General features: G+C 71.3%; 16 protein-coding genes. 8 read left to right on the forward strand and 8 right to left on the reverse strand.

Annotation, left to right across the window (positions count from 1 at the left end):
* Positions 1-8: 8 nt before the first annotated feature.
* From O0S08_RS42415 to O0S08_RS42430, 4 genes are all read right to left on the reverse strand, one after another.
* Positions 9-974 (reverse strand): endonuclease/exonuclease/phosphatase family protein, encoded by a 966-nt coding sequence (locus tag O0S08_RS42415; RefSeq protein WP_269035228.1) that lies wholly within the window; start codon positions 972-974, stop codon positions 9-11.
* A 1-nt stretch (position 975) separates the two neighbouring features.
* Positions 976-1,482: a hypothetical protein gene (locus tag O0S08_RS42420; protein WP_269035229.1), complete on the reverse strand. Its 507-nt coding sequence runs from the start codon at positions 1,480-1,482 to the stop codon at positions 976-978.
* Between the two features lie 72 nt (positions 1,483-1,554).
* A complete protein-coding gene (gene rpsU, locus O0S08_RS42425; RefSeq protein WP_346660392.1) occupies positions 1,555-1,761 on the reverse strand; it encodes a 30S ribosomal protein S21 in 207 nt (68 codons plus the stop codon).
* Between the two features lie 173 nt (positions 1,762-1,934).
* Positions 1,935-2,711 carry an SDR family oxidoreductase gene (locus O0S08_RS42430; protein WP_269035230.1) on the reverse strand — a complete coding sequence of 259 codons (777 nt, stop codon included), beginning with the start codon at positions 2,709-2,711 and terminating at the stop codon, positions 1,935-1,937.
* A 94-nt stretch (positions 2,712-2,805) separates the two neighbouring features.
* Between O0S08_RS42430 and O0S08_RS42435 the strand changes: the two genes are divergently transcribed.
* From O0S08_RS42435 to O0S08_RS42450, 4 genes are all read left to right on the forward strand, one after another.
* Positions 2,806-3,291, forward strand: a complete 486-nt coding sequence (locus tag O0S08_RS42435; RefSeq protein ID WP_269035231.1) for a MerR family transcriptional regulator — start codon at positions 2,806-2,808, stop codon at positions 3,289-3,291.
* A gap of 39 nt (positions 3,292-3,330) precedes the next feature.
* Complete coding sequence (gene folE / locus O0S08_RS42440; protein WP_269035232.1) at positions 3,331-3,915, forward strand: GTP cyclohydrolase I; 585 nt, start codon at positions 3,331-3,333, stop codon at positions 3,913-3,915.
* A complete protein-coding gene (locus O0S08_RS42445; RefSeq protein WP_269035233.1) occupies positions 3,912-4,598 on the forward strand; it encodes a histidine phosphatase family protein in 687 nt (228 codons plus the stop codon). Before folE ends, O0S08_RS42445 begins: the two co-directional genes overlap by 4 nt.
* 91 nt (positions 4,599-4,689) lie before the next feature.
* The gene (locus tag O0S08_RS42450; protein WP_269035234.1) at positions 4,690-5,406 is read left to right on the forward strand and encodes an LON peptidase substrate-binding domain-containing protein; all 717 of its coding nucleotides are present in this window, start codon (positions 4,690-4,692) and stop codon (positions 5,404-5,406) included.
* 62 nt (positions 5,407-5,468) lie between these two features.
* Here the strand turns inward: O0S08_RS42450 and O0S08_RS42455 are convergent, their stop codons facing one another.
* Both O0S08_RS42455 and O0S08_RS42460 read right to left on the reverse strand, forming a co-directional pair.
* Positions 5,469-6,554: an Mrp/NBP35 family ATP-binding protein gene (locus tag O0S08_RS42455; RefSeq protein WP_269035235.1), complete on the reverse strand. Its 1,086-nt coding sequence runs from the start codon at positions 6,552-6,554 to the stop codon at positions 5,469-5,471.
* A complete protein-coding gene (locus tag O0S08_RS42460; RefSeq protein ID WP_269035236.1) occupies positions 6,551-6,955 on the reverse strand; it encodes a (2Fe-2S) ferredoxin domain-containing protein in 405 nt (134 codons plus the stop codon). Before O0S08_RS42460 ends, O0S08_RS42455 begins: the two co-directional genes overlap by 4 nt.
* Before the next feature lie 82 nt (positions 6,956-7,037).
* On the opposite strand from O0S08_RS42460, the gene def reads away from it, so the two are divergent.
* Positions 7,038-7,601 (forward strand): peptide deformylase, encoded by a 564-nt coding sequence (def, locus tag O0S08_RS42465; protein WP_269035237.1) that lies wholly within the window; start codon positions 7,038-7,040, stop codon positions 7,599-7,601.
* Between the two features lie 235 nt (positions 7,602-7,836).
* On the opposite strand, the gene O0S08_RS51130 is transcribed toward def, so the two are convergent.
* Both O0S08_RS51130 and O0S08_RS42480 read right to left on the reverse strand, forming a co-directional pair.
* On the reverse strand, positions 7,837-10,134 hold the full coding sequence (locus tag O0S08_RS51130) for an NADP-dependent malic enzyme (RefSeq protein ID WP_276082567.1): 2,298 nt from the start codon (positions 10,132-10,134) through the stop codon (positions 7,837-7,839).
* Between the two features lie 120 nt (positions 10,135-10,254).
* Positions 10,255-11,178 carry a SprT-like domain-containing protein gene (locus O0S08_RS42480; RefSeq protein WP_269035238.1) on the reverse strand — a complete coding sequence of 308 codons (924 nt, stop codon included), beginning with the start codon at positions 11,176-11,178 and terminating at the stop codon, positions 10,255-10,257.
* 271 nt (positions 11,179-11,449) lie between these two features.
* Here O0S08_RS42480 and moaD point away from each other — a divergent pair, with 271 nt between their 5' ends.
* From moaD to O0S08_RS42495, 3 genes are all read left to right on the forward strand, one after another.
* Positions 11,450-12,136, forward strand: coding sequence for a molybdopterin converting factor subunit 1 (gene moaD, locus O0S08_RS42485; protein WP_269035239.1), 687 nt, complete (start codon positions 11,450-11,452; stop codon positions 12,134-12,136).
* Between the two features lie 246 nt (positions 12,137-12,382).
* Positions 12,383-15,376 carry a spermine/spermidine synthase domain-containing protein gene (locus O0S08_RS42490; RefSeq protein ID WP_269035240.1) on the forward strand — a complete coding sequence of 998 codons (2,994 nt, stop codon included), beginning with the start codon at positions 12,383-12,385 and terminating at the stop codon, positions 15,374-15,376.
* Positions 15,377-15,549: 173 nt separating this feature from the next.
* Entirely contained in the window at positions 15,550-17,985 is a 2,436-nt protein-coding gene (locus tag O0S08_RS42495) for an ATP-binding protein (protein WP_269035241.1), read from the forward strand.
* Positions 17,986-18,086 lie beyond the last annotated feature (101 nt).

Genomic DNA, 18,086 nt, shown 5'->3' on the forward strand with positions numbered 1-18,086 from the left:
CTTCTGTATCAGGGGTCGTCGTCGGGGGTGCGCTCGAAGTCGACGATGACCGGGCAGTGGTCGCTCAGATCGGCGTAGTCGCGCTCCGGATGGGTCGGGGTCGAGCGGAACGGCCGACAGGCATGACGCGCGCAGTGTAGGAGCGGCTCGGCGTGTACCTTCGTGACCTCGGCCGCGAGGAGCCCGCGGACCCACACCAGGTCGAGGAGGGATGGTTCGTGCCAGGCATCTCGCCGCGCGCCGTCCCAGTAGGCCGAGCAGCCTGAACTGTTGACCACTCGCTGCAGACCCACTTTACCGAGGCGCGCATCGAGTGCTTGCAATTCTTCGTCGGGCATCCCCCGGGAAGGTCCGGTCGCGTTGAAGTCGCCGAGGACGATGACATCGTCGTCATCTCGCGCGATCTCCTCGACGATCTCGGCCAGCACCTCCCACTGCGAGCGACGCAGCGCGTAGCCCTCGTCGCGCGCCTTGAGGTGGACCACCAGCACGTGGAAGTCGGGCCCGCCGCCGCGCGCGCGCAAGTAGCCCGAAAGGCCAGGTCGCACCGGCCCGCCCATCGCCAGCCGCGCGTGCTCTCGCGGCGCGCCGATCAGCTCGAGCGCGGCCGGATCGTAGAGGAAGCCCAGCCGCTGTCCGCCGCGCCCGCCTGCCTCCGAGAGCACCAGCTCCCAGCCCGGCATCGACTGCTTCAGTCGCTCCGCGTCGTGGATCTCCTGCACCGCGATCACGTCGGCCGCGAGCTCGGGCAAGCGGGCGGACAGGCGCGCGAGGTCTTGCCCCTCGGCGGGGAAGTTGCGCAGGTTCCACGTCGCCACCCGCAGCTGCTCCGTCGACTTGCCCGGCGCGGCGCCCTCCCCGGGCAAACCCCACCAGCGGCGCAGGTGCTCACCCGCGAGCGACCACGTCAACACCAGCGCGAGCACCAGCGCGAGGCCGAGCCAGCGCGGCCGTCGTCTCCGCCGTCGCGTCACGTCAGGCCTCGAACTCGTACTCGGTGAACCCGAGCTCGAAGGTGCAGGCCAGCGCCGGAGCGATCGCCGTCGGCGGAGCGGCCGCGTGCTGCACCACGTACGGACCGGCGAGGCGGACCACCGCGTCGGGCGCGTGCGCAAGACCTGTCCCGAAGGTCAGGCGCCTGCCGCCGCCGGGCGCGTCGACCTGCGCGAGCAGCTGCAGCGCCGTCGCCTCCTCGGGGCCCTGGGCGTAAACGTCGCAGCCGGCCGCGTCGGCGGCGGTCTGCTCGACCTCGACCTCGACGCGCATCGACCAACCCCGCCGCGTCGCTCTGCGCTGGAGATCGGCGAGCAGATCGGCGGCGGCGAACTCGTGGATATCGTCGTCGTCGAGCGCCCCGGGCTGCGCGACCGGCAGCGCGACGGTGTAGACCGGGCAGAACACCGCGCCCCCGTTCGGATCGCCGACGCCGAACACGCAGCGCAGCGCGATCAGGCCGGGGGCGGTACATGCATGTTCGGACATGTCCCTCGGGACACCGTCATCGCGCCGGGCGGCGACCAGACGCAGGCGCATGGGACATGTCCGAAAGGACTGCTAGCCCTCGCCGCGCATCATCGGCCGCTTGCGCTGGCGACGCTTCCGGCGGCGCTCGGCCTCACGGAGCTTGCGCTTCATCTTCACGCTCGGCTTCTCGTAGTGGCGGCGGCGCTTGATCTCGCGGAGCACGCCCTCGCTGGCCATCAGGCGGCGGAGCTTGCGGATCGCCCGCTCGACGCCGCGCTCGTCGACCTTGACCTCCAGCGGGCGGCCCGTCACCGGCCGATGATCGTTCACGGTGGTGGCGGGGTTCGGGAGCGGCTCGCGGCGCTGGTTGTAGTCGGAGAACTCTTCGTCGGTTTGGCGGGCCATGGTTGGAAGGCCGCAATGGATAGGAGATCCCGCGGCGGCGGTCAAGCGGCCCGCCTGGCCGAGGTTCACACGCCGGCGACGCCACCGGCGGCCAAGCGGCCGCCGTCGACGGCGATGACCTGGCCGCTGACGAACGAACTGCGGGCCAGGAACAGCACGGTCTCGGCCACGTCCTCCGGCGTGCCGATCCGCCGGAGCGGGATCGCGCGCAGAATCCGCGCGCGGATCTCCGACCCTTCGGCGAACCGCGGATCTTCTTCAGGCCAGGCGACGGTGCCGGGCGCCACGCCATTGACCCGCACCGCCGGCGCCAGCTCGACGGCCAGCGCCTTCGTCGCCATCAGCAGCCCCGCCTTCGCGGTGCAATGATCGAGATAACCCCGCCACGGCTGCAGCGCCGCGACGTCGAGGATGTTGACCACCGACCCGCGCGCCGCGACGAGCGCCGGCACCAGCGCCCGCGTGAGCGACACCGGCGCCACCAGGTTCACCTCCAGCACGCGCCGCAGATCGTCGTCGCCACGCGCCGTGAACTCACCCCGCTCGAAGGACGCCGCGCTGTTCACGAGCAGGTCGAGTCGACCGCCGGCCGGCCCCGACGCATCGACGACCTGCTTCGCCAGGGAGGCTCGCGCCGCCTCCGCCGCGAGATCGGCCTGAATCGTGCCGACACACCCCGCGCCCAGCGCCGTCGCCAATTCCCTCGCCGCAGCCTCGCTGCGGTAATAGTGCAACCAGACGCGATAACCCGCGCCCGCGAGCGCGGTGGTGATCGCCCGGCCGACTCGCACGGCCCCGCCCGTGACCAGCGCGATTGGCGCCGAATGCTCGGAGAGCTCCATCGGGGACAGAGCCTACCGATCTCACGCGCAGACGCCACCCTCAGACTCTCTCGCAATATTGACTGTTACGATAGGTCACGCGTAGGATTTAATCATGTCGGGGTCGGAACGGACGCTCAGTTTGAAGGACATGCTGGCCGGAAGCGGCTGCACTCCGCGGACAGTGCGGTTTTATGAGCGTGAGGGGTTGCTGCGGGCCACGCGGACGCGCGGGGGGCACCGCGCGTTTTCGCCCGAGGAGCTCGACCGTCTCAACTTCATCGTCGCGCTGCGGGAGGCAGGCTGGTCGCTCGAGGAGATCGCCGAGCTCCTCGCCGTCCGCGGGACCGCCGCCAGCGATCGTGAGGCGTGCCGGCGGATCGACCAGACCTTGCACGCGCGACTCGGCGAGCTCGAGCGCAAGCTCGACCTGTTGACGCGGCTGCGCAGCGACCTCGAGGGCACCCGCAAGGCGCTCGCAGTGTGCAGCGAGTGCACCCAGGAGTCTCCCGATCGGGCGCGCTGCCTCGGCTGCACGCGGCTGCCTGAGCCGGCCGAGTTACCGCGAGGGTTCCGGCTGACCTGGCGGATCGACGGCTAGCGCACGTGCTTCGACCGCGCGGACCGGGTATATCGGGCCGTGGCCTCTTCCAAGCGCGCTGAACAAGAGCCCGCGATCGACCGCCGGATCGCCCTCGAGCAGGCGATCACGGCGCTCCTCGAGGCCTGCGGGCTCGATCTGCGGCACAAGGACTTCACGAGCACGCCGAGTCGAGTCGCGCGCGTCTGGTCGCAGGAGTTCCTGTCGGGCTTCGACATGGACCCGGCCAAGATCCTCGGCGACCCGGTCGAGGGCGAGGGTGAATCGGCGCTCGTCGTGGTGCGGGGGATCCCCTTCCACGGCCTCTGCCCGCACCACTTGCTCCCCTACACCGGCACCGCCACCGTCGCCTATCTGCCCGACACCAAGCTGGCCGGCTTCGGGCGCCTCGCCGATCTCGTCGCCTGCTTCACGCGCCGCCTCACCCTGCAGGAGCGCGCCTGCAACGACGTCGTCGACGCGCTGGTCGAGCACCTCGGCGCGCGCGGGGCCGGCTGCGTCATGCGTGGGCGACACACCTGCCTCAGCATCCCGGACAACAAGCACGGCGCCGAGGTCGTGACCAGCTCGGTGCGCGGCGAGCTGTCGGCCAGGCCTGACCTGCAGGCCCAGCTGTTCGCGTGACCGGTCTCCGCCTCTATCTCGTTCGCCACGGCGAGCCTGTCGATTCGGACATGTTCATCGGGCACGCCGACGTCGGTCTGTCGGCGCGAGGCCTCCGGCAGGCCGAGGCAGCCGCGCGAGCCCTGGCCGACGTGCCGCTGGCCGCGATCTACAGCTCCGACCTCGAGCGGGCCACGATCGGCGCCGCGCGGATCGCCGCACTCGGACCTGAGCGTCCTGCGCCGGTGGCCCTGCCGGCGCTCCGCGAGATGAACCTCGGCGTGCTCGAGCGCGTGGCCTTCCGCGAAGGCCGCGCACGTGTGCCCGAGCTCGCCGGCATCGGCTACGACGACCTCCTCGATCATCGCTTCCCTGGCGGGGAGAGCGTACGCGACCTCGCCGATCGGGTGGTCCCCTGCATCACGGCGCTCGTGGCTCGCCATCTGCGCGGCCCGGACCAGCCTCGCCGCAGCCCGGCCCCGGCGGTCGCGATCGTCGCCCACAACACCGTCAACCGCCTGGTGTTGGCCAGCGCGGCGGGCCTCGGGCCGGCCGGGTACACGCGCTTCGAACAGGCCCACGGGTCGCTCAGCCGGGTCGACTTTCCTGACACCTGGAGCGCAGCGGACCCATGGGCGGCGACGCGGATCGGGCTCGTCAATTGGCTGCCCGAGACGAGCGAAACGAGCAGCGGAAGTCGCTAGAGCAATTCCTGCGCGTTTGTGCCCCAAGCGGCCTGCTGGCCCGCGGACTGGTGGCGGCCGGCAGCACGCGGGGTATAAAGCAGCGTCGCCCATGCTCACGGCCAGGTCCACACCGCTGCCCGAAGTTCTGGCGGCGTTGCCGATCTTCCCGCTGCCGAACGTCGTCCTCCTGCCGGGCATGGTGCTGCCGCTCAACGTGTTCGAGCCGCGCTACCTGCAGCTCGTGGACCACGCGCTGAATGAAGGCCAGCACATCGGCGTGCCGCTGCTGCGGCCGCGCGGCGAACGGACCGCGGAGCGGCGACCCGCCTTCGAACCGGTGTTCGGGCTCGGCAAGCTGGTGTTTCACCTGCGCCTGCCCGACGGTCGGCGACTGATCCGCCTCGAGGGCCTCGGGCGCGTGCAGCTGGTGCGCGAGCTGCCGATGACCAACCTCTTCCGCCAGGTCGAGGTCGCGGCGCTGCCGGAGCCGCCGGTGTTCGACAAGTCGTCGCTGCTGCTGCTGCGCTCGCAGATCGAGCGGCTGGCGCGGCTGTCGGGCGACGACGGCGACGCGCTCGGCTCGCTGCTCGCCCTGCCCGACCCGCGGATCCTCCTCTACGCGCTCACCGCCTTCCTCCCCAGCCTCGAGCTGCTGGGCGGCCACGACGTCGCCTCCGCCGCCGCCCGCCGCGAGCTCGTCGACCTGCAGCAGCAGAGCCTGGCCGCCGAGACGCCCGAGGACCGCCTCGGCTTCCTCGTCGACCGCACCGCGACGCTCCTCCGCCGCCTCGGCGACGGCACCGAGGCCTCGATCCTGCTCAATTAAGAGTTCGAAGGGACATGTCCGATACGACATGTCCCTTCTATTCTGCCCCAAGGGACAGCCGCTCAGGTCACCGTGCGCAGCAGGCTGCTGCGCTTGGGCCCGGTCGCGCTGAGCTTGCTGAGGGCCAGGGCGGCGCGGGCGGCCACGCTGGTGAAGGCCTTGGCCTGCTCGCTGTCGGGCGCGCCCTCGACGACGGGGACGCCGGACTCGCCGCCGTAGGACACCTTGTTGTCGATGGGGACCTGGCCGAGCAGCTCGACGCCGAGCTCGCGGGCCAGGGCCGCGCCGCCGCCGCTGGCGAAGATGGCGTCGTGGTGGCCGCAGGACGGGCACACGTAGTAGCTCATGTTCTCGACCACGCCGACGACGGGGACCTCGAGCTTGTTGAACATGTTGACCGCGCGGCGGACGTCGATGAGCGCGACCTCCTGCGGCGTGGTGACCATGATCGAGCCGGTGATCGGGATCAGCTGGGCGAGCGAGAGCTGGGCGTCACCTGTCCCCGGGGGCAGGTCGACGATCAGGTAGTCGATGTCGCCCCAGTCCACGTCCTCGAGGAACTGCTTGAGCAGCTTGTGGATCATCGGCCCGCGCCAGACCACGGCGTTGCCGGGCTCGACGAAGAAGGCGACGCTCATCACCGGGATGCCGCGGTAGAGCGCGGGGCTGATGCGGTCGCCGGCGAGGGTGGTCGACGTCTCGCGCTCGGGGGTGCCGAGCATCTTCGGCACGCTGGGCCCGTAGATGTCGGCGTCGAGGAGCGCCACCTTGGCGCCGAGGCGGTGCAGCGCAGTCGCCACGTTGACGCTGACGGTGCTCTTGCCGACGCCGCCCTTGCCGGCCGCGACCGCGAGGATGTTCTTGACCGTGGGCAGGCGGTTCAGGTCCTGGCGCGCCGGCTTCTGCGGCACCTTGAGGCCCCACTCGATCGTGCCGCGGAGGTTGCGAGCGGCGAGCGCCGCGCGCACCGACGCCTCGAGGGCGTCGCGCAGCGGGAAGCCCGGCGAGATCAGGTCGATTCTGAACGTGGCCTCGCCCGCGGCGTCGATGCGGACGTCCGAGACCTGGTCGGCGACGATCTCGCGGCCGGTCGCCGGGTCCTTCACGCCCGACAGCGCGGCCAGCACTTGCTCCACGGTGACGCTCATGCCTTCTTCTCCTCCGCCGCCGTCGCGTCGGGGACCTCATGCCCCTCGAGCGCGGACAGGTCGAGCAGGTTGTCCTTGGGCAGGCGGTGGCGCCGCAGCGCCTCGCCTGGTTCGCCGGCGAGCACGTGCTCGCGCATGAGCGCGTCCGCCGTCGCCACGTCCATGCGCCCGTAGTACGTCGCGCCGCCCTCGTCGTCGACGACCAGCACGGTGACCCCTGACTCACACGGACCGAGGCACGTGCAACCCATCACGCGCAGCCGAGTCTTGAGACCGAGCTCGACGCGGAGCTGCTTGAGGCGGTCGAGCACGTCTTTGCTGCCACGACGCATGCAGCTGCCCTGGATCGCGTCCGGGTCGCGCAAGTTCTGGCAGACGAACACGAGCGAAGGCTGCTTCATGGCGCGGCGCTCACCTGTAGCACGGGGACTTTGCCTGGCCGTCGCGCCGGCTTACAATATCGGCGGAGCCAACGCACAGGTTATGGCAGTCCTCGACATCGTCAAGTATCCCGACCAGCGGCTGCGCGAAGCGACGTTCGACGTCGGCGAGATCACCGACGACATCCGTCAACTCGTACGCGACCTGATCGACACGATGTACTCGCTCAACGCCGCCGGCATCGCCGCCATCCAGGTCGGGCGGCTCGAGCGGATCTTCGTGCTCGACGGCAAGGTCCCCGCCGGCGGCGACGACAACAGCCCCCCGCTCGTCTTCATCAACCCCGAGTTGGTCGAGACCGGCAAGGGCCTCGCGGTCGCCGAAGAGGGCTGCCTCAGCTTCCCGGGCGTCTACGTCGACATCAAGCGCCCGCGCTGGGCCAAGGTCCGCGCCCGCGACGTCGACGGCAACACCGTCGAGGTCGACGGCGACGGCCTCCTCGGCCGCGCCCTGCAGCACGAGCACGACCACCTCACCGGCAAGCTGATGATCGACCTCGTCGGCACGATCAAGAAAGAAGTCATCAAGCGCAAGATGAAGCGCTGGCACGCCGAGCACGACGGCGAGAAGCCCGCCGCCACCCCGAGCTTGCCCGAGCTCGTCTAGCCGCGAGCCGCACTGGCCCCGAGGACGAGGCGAGGCCGCCCGGAGACCCGGGCGGCCGATGATTTTTGTCGAGGACGACGAGGCCGCCGCTTGGGCCGCCGATGAGGTTCCGGCGACCGCCCGCGCAGCTGCGACCCGGACGGGACGCTCGCAGCGCCACCGCGGCGGTCCGGGCGACCGGCCGCGAAAGTCGAGCCCGCCTGGACTCGAGCGACGCGGACGCCGCCGCGGCCCGCTACACCAGCGCCGGCACGGGGGCCGCGTCGGCCTCGTCCTTCTGCGCCGCGACGACCGTCAGCGCAGTCATGTGGACGATGTTGTCGACCGAGCAGTCGCGCTCGAGCACCGTCACCGGGCGGGCCATGCCGAGCAGCACCGGGCCGACCGCCGGCACCCCGCCGAGCTCGCGCATCAGCTTGTAGGCGACGTTGCCGGCCTCGAGGTTGGGGAAGATGAGCACGTTGGCGGGGCCGGTCAGCTGGGTCGACGGGAAGATGCTCTGCATCAGCGCGTAGTCGACGGCGACGTTGGCCTGCATCTCGCCCTCGACCTCGAGGTCGGGGCGGCGGCGGCGGAGCAGCGCCGTCGCGTCGGCGACCATGGTCGAGCGGGCGTCGCGGACCGAGCCGAAGTTGCTGAAGCTGAGCATCGCCACCCGCGGGGTCACGCCGAACGTGCGCGCCGCCTCGGCCACCATCTCGGCGACGTCGGCCAGAGTGGTCGCGTCGAAGTCGAGGTTCACGGTGGTGTCGCCGAAGAACAGCATGCCGCCCTTGTGGAGCATGAGGTACATGCCGCAGATCTTCCGCGCCCCGGGGCGGATGCCGATGATCTGCAGGGCCGGGCGGATGGTGTCGGAGTACGAGAAGTTGAGGCCGGTGACGATGCCGTCGACGCGGCGCTCGGCGACCATCATCATCCCGAAGTGGTTGCGCTCGCGCATGAGGAGGCGCGACAGCTCGGTGGTGACGCCCTTGCGCTCGCGGCGGCGGTGCAGCAGCTCGGCGTAGGCCGCCGCGTCGGCGTCCTCGCGCGGGTCGACGATCTCGTAGCTGCCCTCGACCAGGTCGATGTCCTGCTCGCGGATGAGCTGATGGATCCGCTGAGGATCGCCCAGCAGGATCGGGCGGGCGATCTGCTCCTCGGTGATGATCGACGCGGCCTTGAGGATCCGCGGGTCATCGCCCTCCGGGAACACGATCTTCTTCGGCCCGCTGGCGGCCATCCGCACGAACTTGCGCATCACCGCGGTCGAGCCGCCGAGCAGGCCCTGCAGGCGCTCGACGTAGGCGTCGAGCTCGAGCTGGACCTGCGCCACCCCGGTCTCCATCGCCGCCTTCGCCACCGCCGGCGCGACCCAGTGGAGCACGCGCGGGTCGAACGGCTTGGGGATGATGTACTCGGGCCCGAAGTGGAACTCCTCGCCGTAGGCGGCGGCGACCACCTGCGGCACGTCCTTGCGCGCCAGCTCGGCCAGCGCCTGGGCGGCCGCCACCTTCATCGCCTCGTTGATCTGCGTCGCCCGTACGTCGAGCGCCCCGCGGAAGATGAACGGGAAGCCGAGGACGTTGTTGACCTGGTTGTTGTAGTCGCTGCGCCCGGTCGCCACGATCGCGTCGGGGCGGGTCTCCTTGGCCGTCGGGTAGTCGATCTCCGGGTCGGGGTTGGCCAGGGCGAAGATGATCGGCCGCGGCGCCATCGTCTGCAGCATCTCCGGCGTCACCAGGCCGGCGCGCGACAGCCCGAGCAGCAGATCGGCGCCGACCAGCGCGTCGGCCAGGGTCACCGCGTCCGTCTCGCGCACGAACTCGAGCTTCGGGTCGCCGGCCTCGAGCTTGCGCTTGTGCGACAGCACGCCCTTCGAGTCGCACATGACGATGTTCTCGAGCTTGACCCCGAGGCTGACGTAGAACTTGGCGCAGGCGATCGCCGAGGCCCCCGCGCCGCTGACGACCACCTTGAGCTCGGCGAGCGACTTCTTCTGGATCACGACCGCGTTGAGCAGCGCCGCGCCGCTGATGATCGCGGTGCCGTGCTGGTCGTCGTGGAACACCGGGATGTTCATGCGCTGCTTGAGCTTCTCCTCGATGTAGAAGCACTCGGGCGCCTTGATGTCCTCGAGGTTGATGCCGCCGAAGGTCGGCTCGAGCGCCGCGACACACTCGATGAACTGGTCGGGGCTGGTGGCCTTGACCTCGAGGTCGAACACGTCGATGTCGGCGAACTTCTTGAAGAGGACGCCCTTGCCCTCCATCACCGGCTTGCTCGCCAGCGGGCCGATGTCGCCGAGGCCGAGCACGGCGGTGCCGTCGGAGATGACCGCCACCAGGTTGCCGCGCGCCGTGTACTTGTAGACCTCGGCGGGGTCCTTGAAGATCTCCATGCACGGCTCGGCGACCCCCGGCGAGTACGCGAGCGACAGGTCGCGCTGGGTCGTGAGCGGCTTGGTCGGGACGACCTGGATCTTGCCGGGGCGGCCCTTCGCGTGGAACTCGAGGGCGTCCTTGCCGCGATTGGAACGGGGGTTCGACATAGGGCCTGCAAGATACTCGCAGCGGCCCACGTCGTCACGTTCCCGGCGCGCATGCCGGCGCGCAGGCCGGTTCACGGGCGCGCGCAGGCACCTACGCGCGCCGGTCGAGGCCGGCGCTGGCTAGCGGTCGAGCAGCTTGTGCACCTGCGTCCGCTCCCACAGCACGGCCTCGGCGTAGCGGTCGAAGAGCGCCTCTGCGCGGCGGAACTCGGGCGTGTGATAGACCCGCCGGCCGTCGACGATGGGCATGTCGTGCACCTCGTGAAGCATCTCATGGTAGATGATCCACTCGACGAAGAAGCGCGGGACGTCGGCGGCGTCGAGCACGGGGTGCACGCGGATGAGCTGCTCCTCGACCGAGTAGCTGCCGAGCTTGATGGACTCGCGCCCGGGCTTGCGGCGGGTCCGCGGGCCCCAGGTGATCTTGGCCTGGATGCCGCCGGCGAAGTAGCGCGCGTTGAGGTCGTCGAACAGCTCCTGCAGGTTGAAGTGCGCGCCCTGGGTGTCGAGCTGCTGCGCCCGCGGCCGCTCGGCGTCGCGGATCAGGTGCTCGTTGCCGTCGATGTAGCGGCGCAGCAACGCTCCCGCGTCGCGATCCTGCGACTGCGCGTAACGGGCCACCGCGCGCAGCACCGCCGGCGGAGCGGCCGCGAACATTCGGTGCATGCGCAAGGTGTAGACGCCCTGCCCGCGCTTGACCGACAGCATCGTGTGGACGTTGTCGGTGAAGATGATGCGCGCCCGATGGCCCGCCTTCAGGTAGGCCGACAGCCGGCGCTGCAGCCACTGGCGCAGCGCGTCCTCGGTGGCCGGGTCGAGCTCGCCGGCCGCCGCGCGCTCCGCCGCCGCCGTCAGCGCCTCCTCGAGGTCCTCGCCGAACTCGCCGCCGACGTCGACATCGACGTCGACATCGACATCGTCCTCGTAGTCCGCGGCTGCGTCGCCGGCGCCGCGCGCGGTCGGCTCGGGGGCGTCGGCCTCCGCCGGAGACTCGGCGTCGACGAGGCGGAGCGCGGGGGCGTTGGCGGAGCGGTGGGACTTCATCGCGGCAGAGCGCCCTGCAGGCGCTTGACGACCACGCAGGTCGGATGCGGTCGAGTCTCTCGGGGCGAGCGGCATCATAGGCATCGGTGTCGAGGTTACGAGTTCGCGGTGATCTCGATGGGATCAACGAGCTCGGATGTAGGATATCCGCCTACGCAACGGCGTCGAATTCGTGGGGTATCGGCCCCGGCTCGCCGGTCGCGGCGCGAAATTTGATCTGCTCTGCGCGATCTGGAAGACGCCCCGCCGCGGGGCAGTACACTGCCGGCGCATGCACCTGCGCGTCCTGCTCTTCGCGGGCCTCCGCGAGCGCCTCCGCCGCGACAGCGTCGACGTCGAGCTGCCCGCCGGGGCGCGCGTCCGCGACCTGCTCGCCGCCCTCGCCCGCGACTGGCCTGATCTTTCGGCCAGCCTCTCGGTCTGCCGCGTCGCCGTCGACCACGAGTTCGTCGCCGCCGACCACGTCATCGCCGAGGGCAGCGAGGTCGCGGTCATCCCCCCGGTCAGCGGCGGCCACGACGGGCCCGCCGCCTCTCCGTTGGCCGCCTATCAATTGATCAAGGACCGGCCGCTCTCGCTGCCCGACGTCGTCGGCGCCGTCGCGCACGCCGGCGCCGGCGGCCTCGACATCTTCGTCGGCAACGTCCGCGACAAGAGCCGCGGCCACGACATCGCCCGCCTCGAGTACGAGGCCTACGAGCCGATGGCGCTGCGGGTGATGCAGCAGATCGGCGCCGCGATCGAGGCCGAGATCCCGGGCGTGCGGGTGGCGATCCACCACCGCCTCGGGCGGCTGCAGATCGGCGACAGCGCGGTGATCGTGGCCGCCTCGGCGCCTCACCGCGCCGAGGCGTTCGCGGCCTGCCGCGCGGCCATCGAGAAGCTCAAGCAGGACGTGCCGATCTGGAAGCGAGAGGTCGCCACCGACGGCCAGGCGTGGGTCGTGCAGGGGCCGTGACTCTTTGTTACTTCGGGACATGCCCTGAGCGACATGTCTGAAGAGACAGTCATTACCTCGGCCGGCGCTCGCGGCTGACCTCGCGGCTCGCTCCGCCACGTGCCCTCGCGTGGGGTCCCGACGCGACGGCCGGTCGCGGGGAAGCAGCGGCGGCGCCGGCGTCCGCCCTGCCGCCCGCTCGACCCGCGGGAACGGGGTCCGTCGGCGAACACGACGCCCGGCCGCTGGGGTACTCTCGCCGGGCCCATGGCCCGCTACGCCCCGCTCTTCCTCCTCTTCTTCCTGTCAGGCATCAGCGGCCTCATCTACGAGTCGATCTGGTCGCGCTACATCAAGCAGTTCGTCGGCAGCGCCGCCACCGCCCAGGTCCTCGTCCTCAGCCTGTTCATGGGCGGCATGGCGCTCGGCTCGCTGCTGGCCTCGCGCAAGCTCGCCAGCGTGCGCGCGCCGGTGCGGGTGTACGGCCTGATCGAGGGCGGCATCGGCCTGTACGCGCTGGCGTTCCCGTGGCTCAGCGAGCTGGCGATGCGCGTGTGTTACGACCACGTGTTCCCGCAGCTGGGCGGCGGCCTCGGCGTCGAAGTGATCAAGTGGAGCGTCGCCGGCCTGCTGATCCTCCCGCCGTGCGTGCTGCTGGGCATGACCTTCCCGCTGATGAGCGCCGGCATCCTCCGCCGCGACCCCGAGCGCTCGGGCGAGATCCTCAGCTTCCTCTACTTCACCAACAGCATCGGCGCGGCGCTCGGCGCCCTGCTGTCGGGCTTCGTCCTGGTCGCCAACTTCGGCCTGCCGGGCACGCTCGCCTGCGCCGCCGCGCTCAACATCGTCATCGCCGCGATCGCCTTCGCCCACCGCCGCCAGCACGCGCCGATCACCGAGGACACCGCAGTGTCGGCCGGCACCGACGACCTCGTCCGGCTGCTCCTCCTCGTGGCCTTCGGGACCGGCCTGTCCTCCTTCATGTACGAGATCGGGTGGATCCGCCTGCTGTCGATGATCGTCGGCAGCGCGACCCACTCGTTCGAGGTCATGCTGTCGGCGTTCGTGTTCGGCCTGGCGATCGGCGGCCTGTGGGTGCGCAAGCGGATGGACAAGTTCAAGCGGCCCGAGCTGGTGCTCGGCATCGTCCAGCTGATCATGGGCGTGGCCGCGATCGCGACCTTGCCGGCCTATCAGTGGGCGGTCGAGGCGATCGGCTGGCTGCTGGTCGACTCGCAGGGCGCCCGCACCGAGGCGCTGTGGCAGCAGTTCAACGTGCTCCGCTACCTGCTGTGCCTGCTCATCATGTTCCCGGCGACCTTCTGCGCCGGCATGACCTTGCCGCTCATCACCCACGTGCTGCTGCGGCGCGGCCAGCCCGAGGGCGTCATCGGCCGCGTCTACGGCTTCAACACCTTCGGCGCGATCGCCGGCGCGGTGCTCGCCGGCCTCGTCCTCATGCCGCTCATCGGCCTTCAGCGCGTCATCGTCCTCGGCGCCGCCGTCGACGTCGCCCTCGGCCTCGCGCTCGTGTTCGGCGACGCCCGCCGGGCCAAGAACCCCGCCAAGATCCGCAGCTTCGGCCGGCTCGCCGCCGGCAGCTCGTTCCTCACCCTCGCGTTCGGCCTGTTCGTCGTCAAGATCGACCCGATGGTCCTGTCGGCCACCGTGTTCCGCAACGGCCGCACCCGCCTGCCCGAGGGCTTCGAGCTGCTGTCCTACGTCGACGGTCGCACCGCCTCGGTCTCGGTCATCCGCCTCACCGACGAACGCGAGTACCGCGTCATCTACACCAACGGCAAGCCCGACGCCTCGGTGGTGCTGAACCGCTACCCGAAGGACCGCGACCCCGAGCTCGGCCCCGACTTCGCCGGCGACGAGCCCAACCAGGTGCTGGTCGGCTTGCTGCCGCTGATGGCGAAGCCGGAGGCGACCGACGTGGCGCTGATCGGCTTCGGCTCGGGCGTGACCGCGCACGTGCTGCTCGGCTCGCCGACGCTGCAGCGCCTCGACACCATCGAGATCGAGCGCGAGATGGTGACCGGCTCGCGCAACTTCTACCCGGCCAACGCGCGCGCCTACGACGACCCGCGCAATCACTTCTGGTTCGACGACGCCAAGGCCTACTTCGCCGGCGCCGCGCGGCAGTTCGACTTCATCGTCTCGGAGCCGACCAACCCGTGGGTCAGCGGCGTCTCGAGCCTGTTCACCGTCGAGTTCTACCGCGAGGCCAAGCGCTACCTGAAGCCGGGCGGGATCCTCGCCCAGTGGCTGCAGGGCTACGAGCTCAGCGACGAGCTGCTGCTGACCGTCCTCGCCGCCCTCGACCAGGAGTTCAGCGACTACCAGATCCTCCGCGTCGGCTCGAGCGACTGGGTCATCCTCTCGGTCGCCGACGGCGAGCTCGGGCGGCTCAGCGAGCAGCCGCTCGCGTGGGAGACGATGAAGCCCGAGCTGCAATTGCTCGGCGTGCACGACATCGGCCAGGTCGACAACCTCATCGTCGCCAACCGCCGCATGCTGCACCCGTTCCTCCACGGTCGCCCGGCCAACTCCGACGCCATGCCGCTGCTCGACACCGGCGCCGAGAAGGCCCGCTTCCTCAAGGACTCGGCCGGCTTCCTCCACCGGATCCGCTGGACCCCCGCGCCGCTGCTCGAGGTGCTCGGCGGCATCGAGCGCCGGCCCTACCCGAGCAAGGGCATCGGCGACCGCCGCGACCCGCACGTGTTCGAGGAGGCCGAGACCGCGGAGGCGCTGCTGCGCTTCTACGCCGACCCGACCCTGCGCTTCGCCGAGGACATCAGCCTCACCACCATGAACCAGTGGGTCGACGAGCAGCGGCGGATCACCGCCGGCATCGACGACTGGAACTCCTGGGTCGAGGCCACCTACGGCGTCTACATCAACCTCGTGCCGCACCTCCGGCTCGACGACGTCGCCTGGTGGAAGGAGGTGCGAGACACCGCCCGCGACCACCACGCCTCCGCCGAGGTCCTCGCCTTCCTCGACGCCCTCGACGCCCTCCAGGCGCGCGACGCCGCCCGCCTGCGCGCCCGCCTCGACGAGCTCGACGCCGCGAACAGCAAGCTGCTCACCAAGGGCATGCGCGCGATCTCTGGCATGGTCGCGCGCGAGCTCGCCGGCGACGAGGCGGGCCGCCGCGCGTGGGCCGACAGCAACATGGAGGGAGTCGCCGACGCCGAGCTCCGTGGCGAGCGCCTGGCCTACGAGGCCCTGCGCGCCTACGCCGGTCGGTGAACGCAGCGCCTGTCCCTTCGGACATCTGATTTTCGCCTGCATGCGGAGACCCGCGCTCCTGCGCGTCCTCCCGTGCAGAGCGTGGTGCGACCGCGCGCGCGGCGACGCGGCGAGCGTGCGGCGTCGCGGACCCGACGGCGCGCGCGCGGTGTAGTCTGTAGACGACGCGCGGGATGGACACCGATCGAGAGCACGAGCGGAAGGTCCGACTCGCCCGGACCGTCCTCGCCTGGCTGACCGCCTGCGGCGGCGTGTTGACGGTCGCCGAGGCCGCGCTGCTGCCGACGCGTCGCGACTGGCAGCACCTCGTCGGCCTCGGCCTCGCGCTGATGTTCGTCGTCGCCTGCGGCCTCGCCCTCCGCCGCGCTCGCGTCGATCCCGGCCGCGCGCTCGAGCTCGGCTACGTCGCCGTCCTCGCGGCGCTCGCGGCCACCGGCGTGCTCGTCGCCCTGCCGCTGCTCGTCCTCGCCTGCGCCGCCGCGTTCCTGATCCTCGCCACGGCGCCGCGGGTGGTCGCGCCGGCGCGCGTCGACACGTGGACCTTCGTCGCGGTGTTCGGCGCCCTCGCTCTCGGCGCGCTCGAGCTGGCGCCGCTGCCGACCCGCGCCCCCGACCTCGCGGGCGGCCCGCTGCGCGACCTCGCCTGCGTCGCCGCGCTGCTCGTCGCCGGTGCGCTCGCGGTCCGCGACTTCTCCCGCTACTCGCTCAAGATCAAGCTCACCCTCGTCACCCTCCTCGTCGCCCTCGCGCCGCTGTTCGTCGTCCGCGCCGACGCCCACCTCCGCCTGGCCGCGATCGATCTCGAGGCGGCGCTTTCGGACATGTCCGATCGGGCAGCCAGCTCCGCGAGCGCGTGGGACGGGTTCCTCGCCGGTCAGCTGGCCTCGCTGCGCGCCCTCGCCGGCGGCGACGAGGCCGCGGCGGCTTGCGGCGGCGCCACGGAGCCGCGCGAGGCGCTGGCGCGGCAGCTGCGGCGCTGGTCCGAGAGCCCCGAGCTGCCGGCCCACGCGGCCGGCCTGTGGGGCGCCGTCGGCCAGCGCGTCGTCACAGCGGGCGAGTTCCCGCTCGCAGCCCCGCCGGCCGGTACGGTCGCCCTCGCGTTCGACCCCGAGGGCCGCGACGTCCTCGTCCTGTCGGCGCCTGTGAGCGGCGACTGCACCCTCGCCCTCGCGCTGCGGCCCGGCCTCGTGCGCGAGTGGACCGGCGAGGTCGCGGCCGAGGCCGCCGTCGCGGTCGTCCTGCGCGACCGCGAGGACAGGGTGCTGTTCGGCGCCGACGACCTCGCGCCGCTCGTGCCCGGCTACGCCGCCCTGCCGCCGAGCGCGACCGCCGGCCAGGAGTTGCCGCTGCCGCGACCCGCCGAGCGAAACACCGCCGCGGTGCGCCTCGACGACGGCCGCCTCGCCGCGGTCGCGCGGATCGCCGGCGCCGACTGGACCCTCGCGCTCGTGCGCGACGCCACCGACCTCCCCACGGTCACCGCCGCGCACGCCCGCCGCGTCCAGTGGATCACCCTCGTCGTCGCCGCGCTCGCCAGCCTCGGCGCGTTCGCCCTCAGCCGCCGCCTGGCCGCCCCGATCGCCCGCCTCGCCGAGGCCATGGCTCGCTTCACCGGCGACGACCCGCGCGCTCTCACTCGCACCGGCGACGAGATCGCCGCCCTCGCGCGCCGCTTCGATCTCATGGCCGACCAGGTCGGCGCCCTCCTGCGCGCGCAGGAGCAGCAGACGCGCCGCCTGCAGGCCGAGGTCGAGGAGCGCAGCGAGCAGGAGCGGCGCCTGCAGGCGCTCAACCGCGAGCTGACCGCCGTCAGCGACGCGTCCCAGGCGGCCAGCCGGGCCAAGAGCACCTTCCTCGCGCACATGAGCCACGAGCTGCGCACGCCGCTGACCGCGATCATCGGCTACGGCGAGATGCTGCTCGAGCAGGCCCGCGACCACGGCCAGGAGGCCTACGCGCGCGACGCCGAAAACATCGTCCAGGCGGCCCAGCACCTGCTGACGATCATCAACGAGATCCTCGACCTGTCGAAGATCGAGGCCGGCAAGATGGACATGGTGCTCGAGGAGTTCGACGCCGCCAAGCTGACGCGCGAGGTCGCCGAGACGATCCGCCCGCTGGTGGCGGTGAACCGCAACAAGCTGTCGGTGGAGATCGAGCAGTCCCCGGCGCCGATCTACAACGACCGTCACAAGCTCCGCCAGGTGCTGCTCAACCTGCTCGGCAACGCGGCCAAGTTCACCGAGGACGGCGAGATCGTGCTCGGCCTCAAGCAGCGCAGCGCCGCGGGCCTCATCTGCCTGGTCTTCACCGTCCGCGACACCGGCCGCGGCATCGCCGAGGCCGCGCTCACCGACCTGTTCGAGCCGTTCACGCAGGTCCTCGATGCCGGCTCTCGCCGGACCACCGGCACCGGCCTCGGCCTCGCCATCTCCCGCCGCTTCTGTCGCCTCATGGGCGGCGAGATCGGCGTGACCTCGATCCCGGGCGCCGGCTCCACCTTCACGGTCACCGTCCCGGTCAGCTACCGCGGCCTGCGCGAGAGCAACTCGTGGCGCCCGCACAAGAGCCCTTTGAGGATGGACGAGACGGCCCGCGTCACGCTCTGAGCGCCGAATCAATTGCCCTCGCGGTGTTCGTCCGCAGCACCGCGCGATCTGCCACGACGACCGACCACGAAGATCGACCGGACGGGAACGAGGCCGTCGTG

Origin of the sequence: Nannocystis punicea (assembly GCF_026965555.1) — a bacterium.
In the GTDB taxonomy this organism is placed as follows: domain Bacteria; phylum Myxococcota_A; class Polyangia; order Nannocystales; family Nannocystaceae; genus Nannocystis; species Nannocystis punicea.

Bases quoted from the DNA above. Each gene is read 5' to 3' on its own strand.
- O0S08_RS42420 (WP_269035229.1), bottom strand. From the start codon at position 1,482: ATGTCCGAACATGCATGTACCGCCCCCGGCCTGATCGCGCTGCGCTGC.
- O0S08_RS42430 (WP_269035230.1), bottom strand. From the start codon at position 2,711: ATGGAGCTCTCCGAGCATTCGGCGCCAATCGCGCTGGTCACGGGCGGG.
- O0S08_RS42435 (WP_269035231.1), top strand. From the start codon at position 2,806: ATGTCGGGGTCGGAACGGACGCTCAGTTTGAAGGACATGCTGGCCGGA.
- O0S08_RS42450 (WP_269035234.1), top strand. From the start codon at position 4,690: ATGCTCACGGCCAGGTCCACACCGCTGCCCGAAGTTCTGGCGGCGTTG.
- O0S08_RS42455 (WP_269035235.1), bottom strand. From the start codon at position 6,554: ATGAGCGTCACCGTGGAGCAAGTGCTGGCCGCGCTGTCGGGCGTGAAG.
- O0S08_RS42460 (WP_269035236.1), bottom strand. From the start codon at position 6,955: ATGAAGCAGCCTTCGCTCGTGTTCGTCTGCCAGAACTTGCGCGACCCG.
- def (WP_269035237.1), top strand. From the start codon at position 7,038: ATGGCAGTCCTCGACATCGTCAAGTATCCCGACCAGCGGCTGCGCGAA.
- O0S08_RS51130 (WP_276082567.1), bottom strand. From the start codon at position 10,134: ATGTCGAACCCCCGTTCCAATCGCGGCAAGGACGCCCTCGAGTTCCAC.
- O0S08_RS42480 (WP_269035238.1), bottom strand. From the start codon at position 11,178: ATGAAGTCCCACCGCTCCGCCAACGCCCCCGCGCTCCGCCTCGTCGAC.
- moaD (WP_269035239.1), top strand. From the start codon at position 11,450: ATGCACCTGCGCGTCCTGCTCTTCGCGGGCCTCCGCGAGCGCCTCCGC.
- O0S08_RS42490 (WP_269035240.1), top strand. From the start codon at position 12,383: ATGGCCCGCTACGCCCCGCTCTTCCTCCTCTTCTTCCTGTCAGGCATC.
- O0S08_RS42495 (WP_269035241.1), top strand. From the start codon at position 15,550: ATGGACACCGATCGAGAGCACGAGCGGAAGGTCCGACTCGCCCGGACC.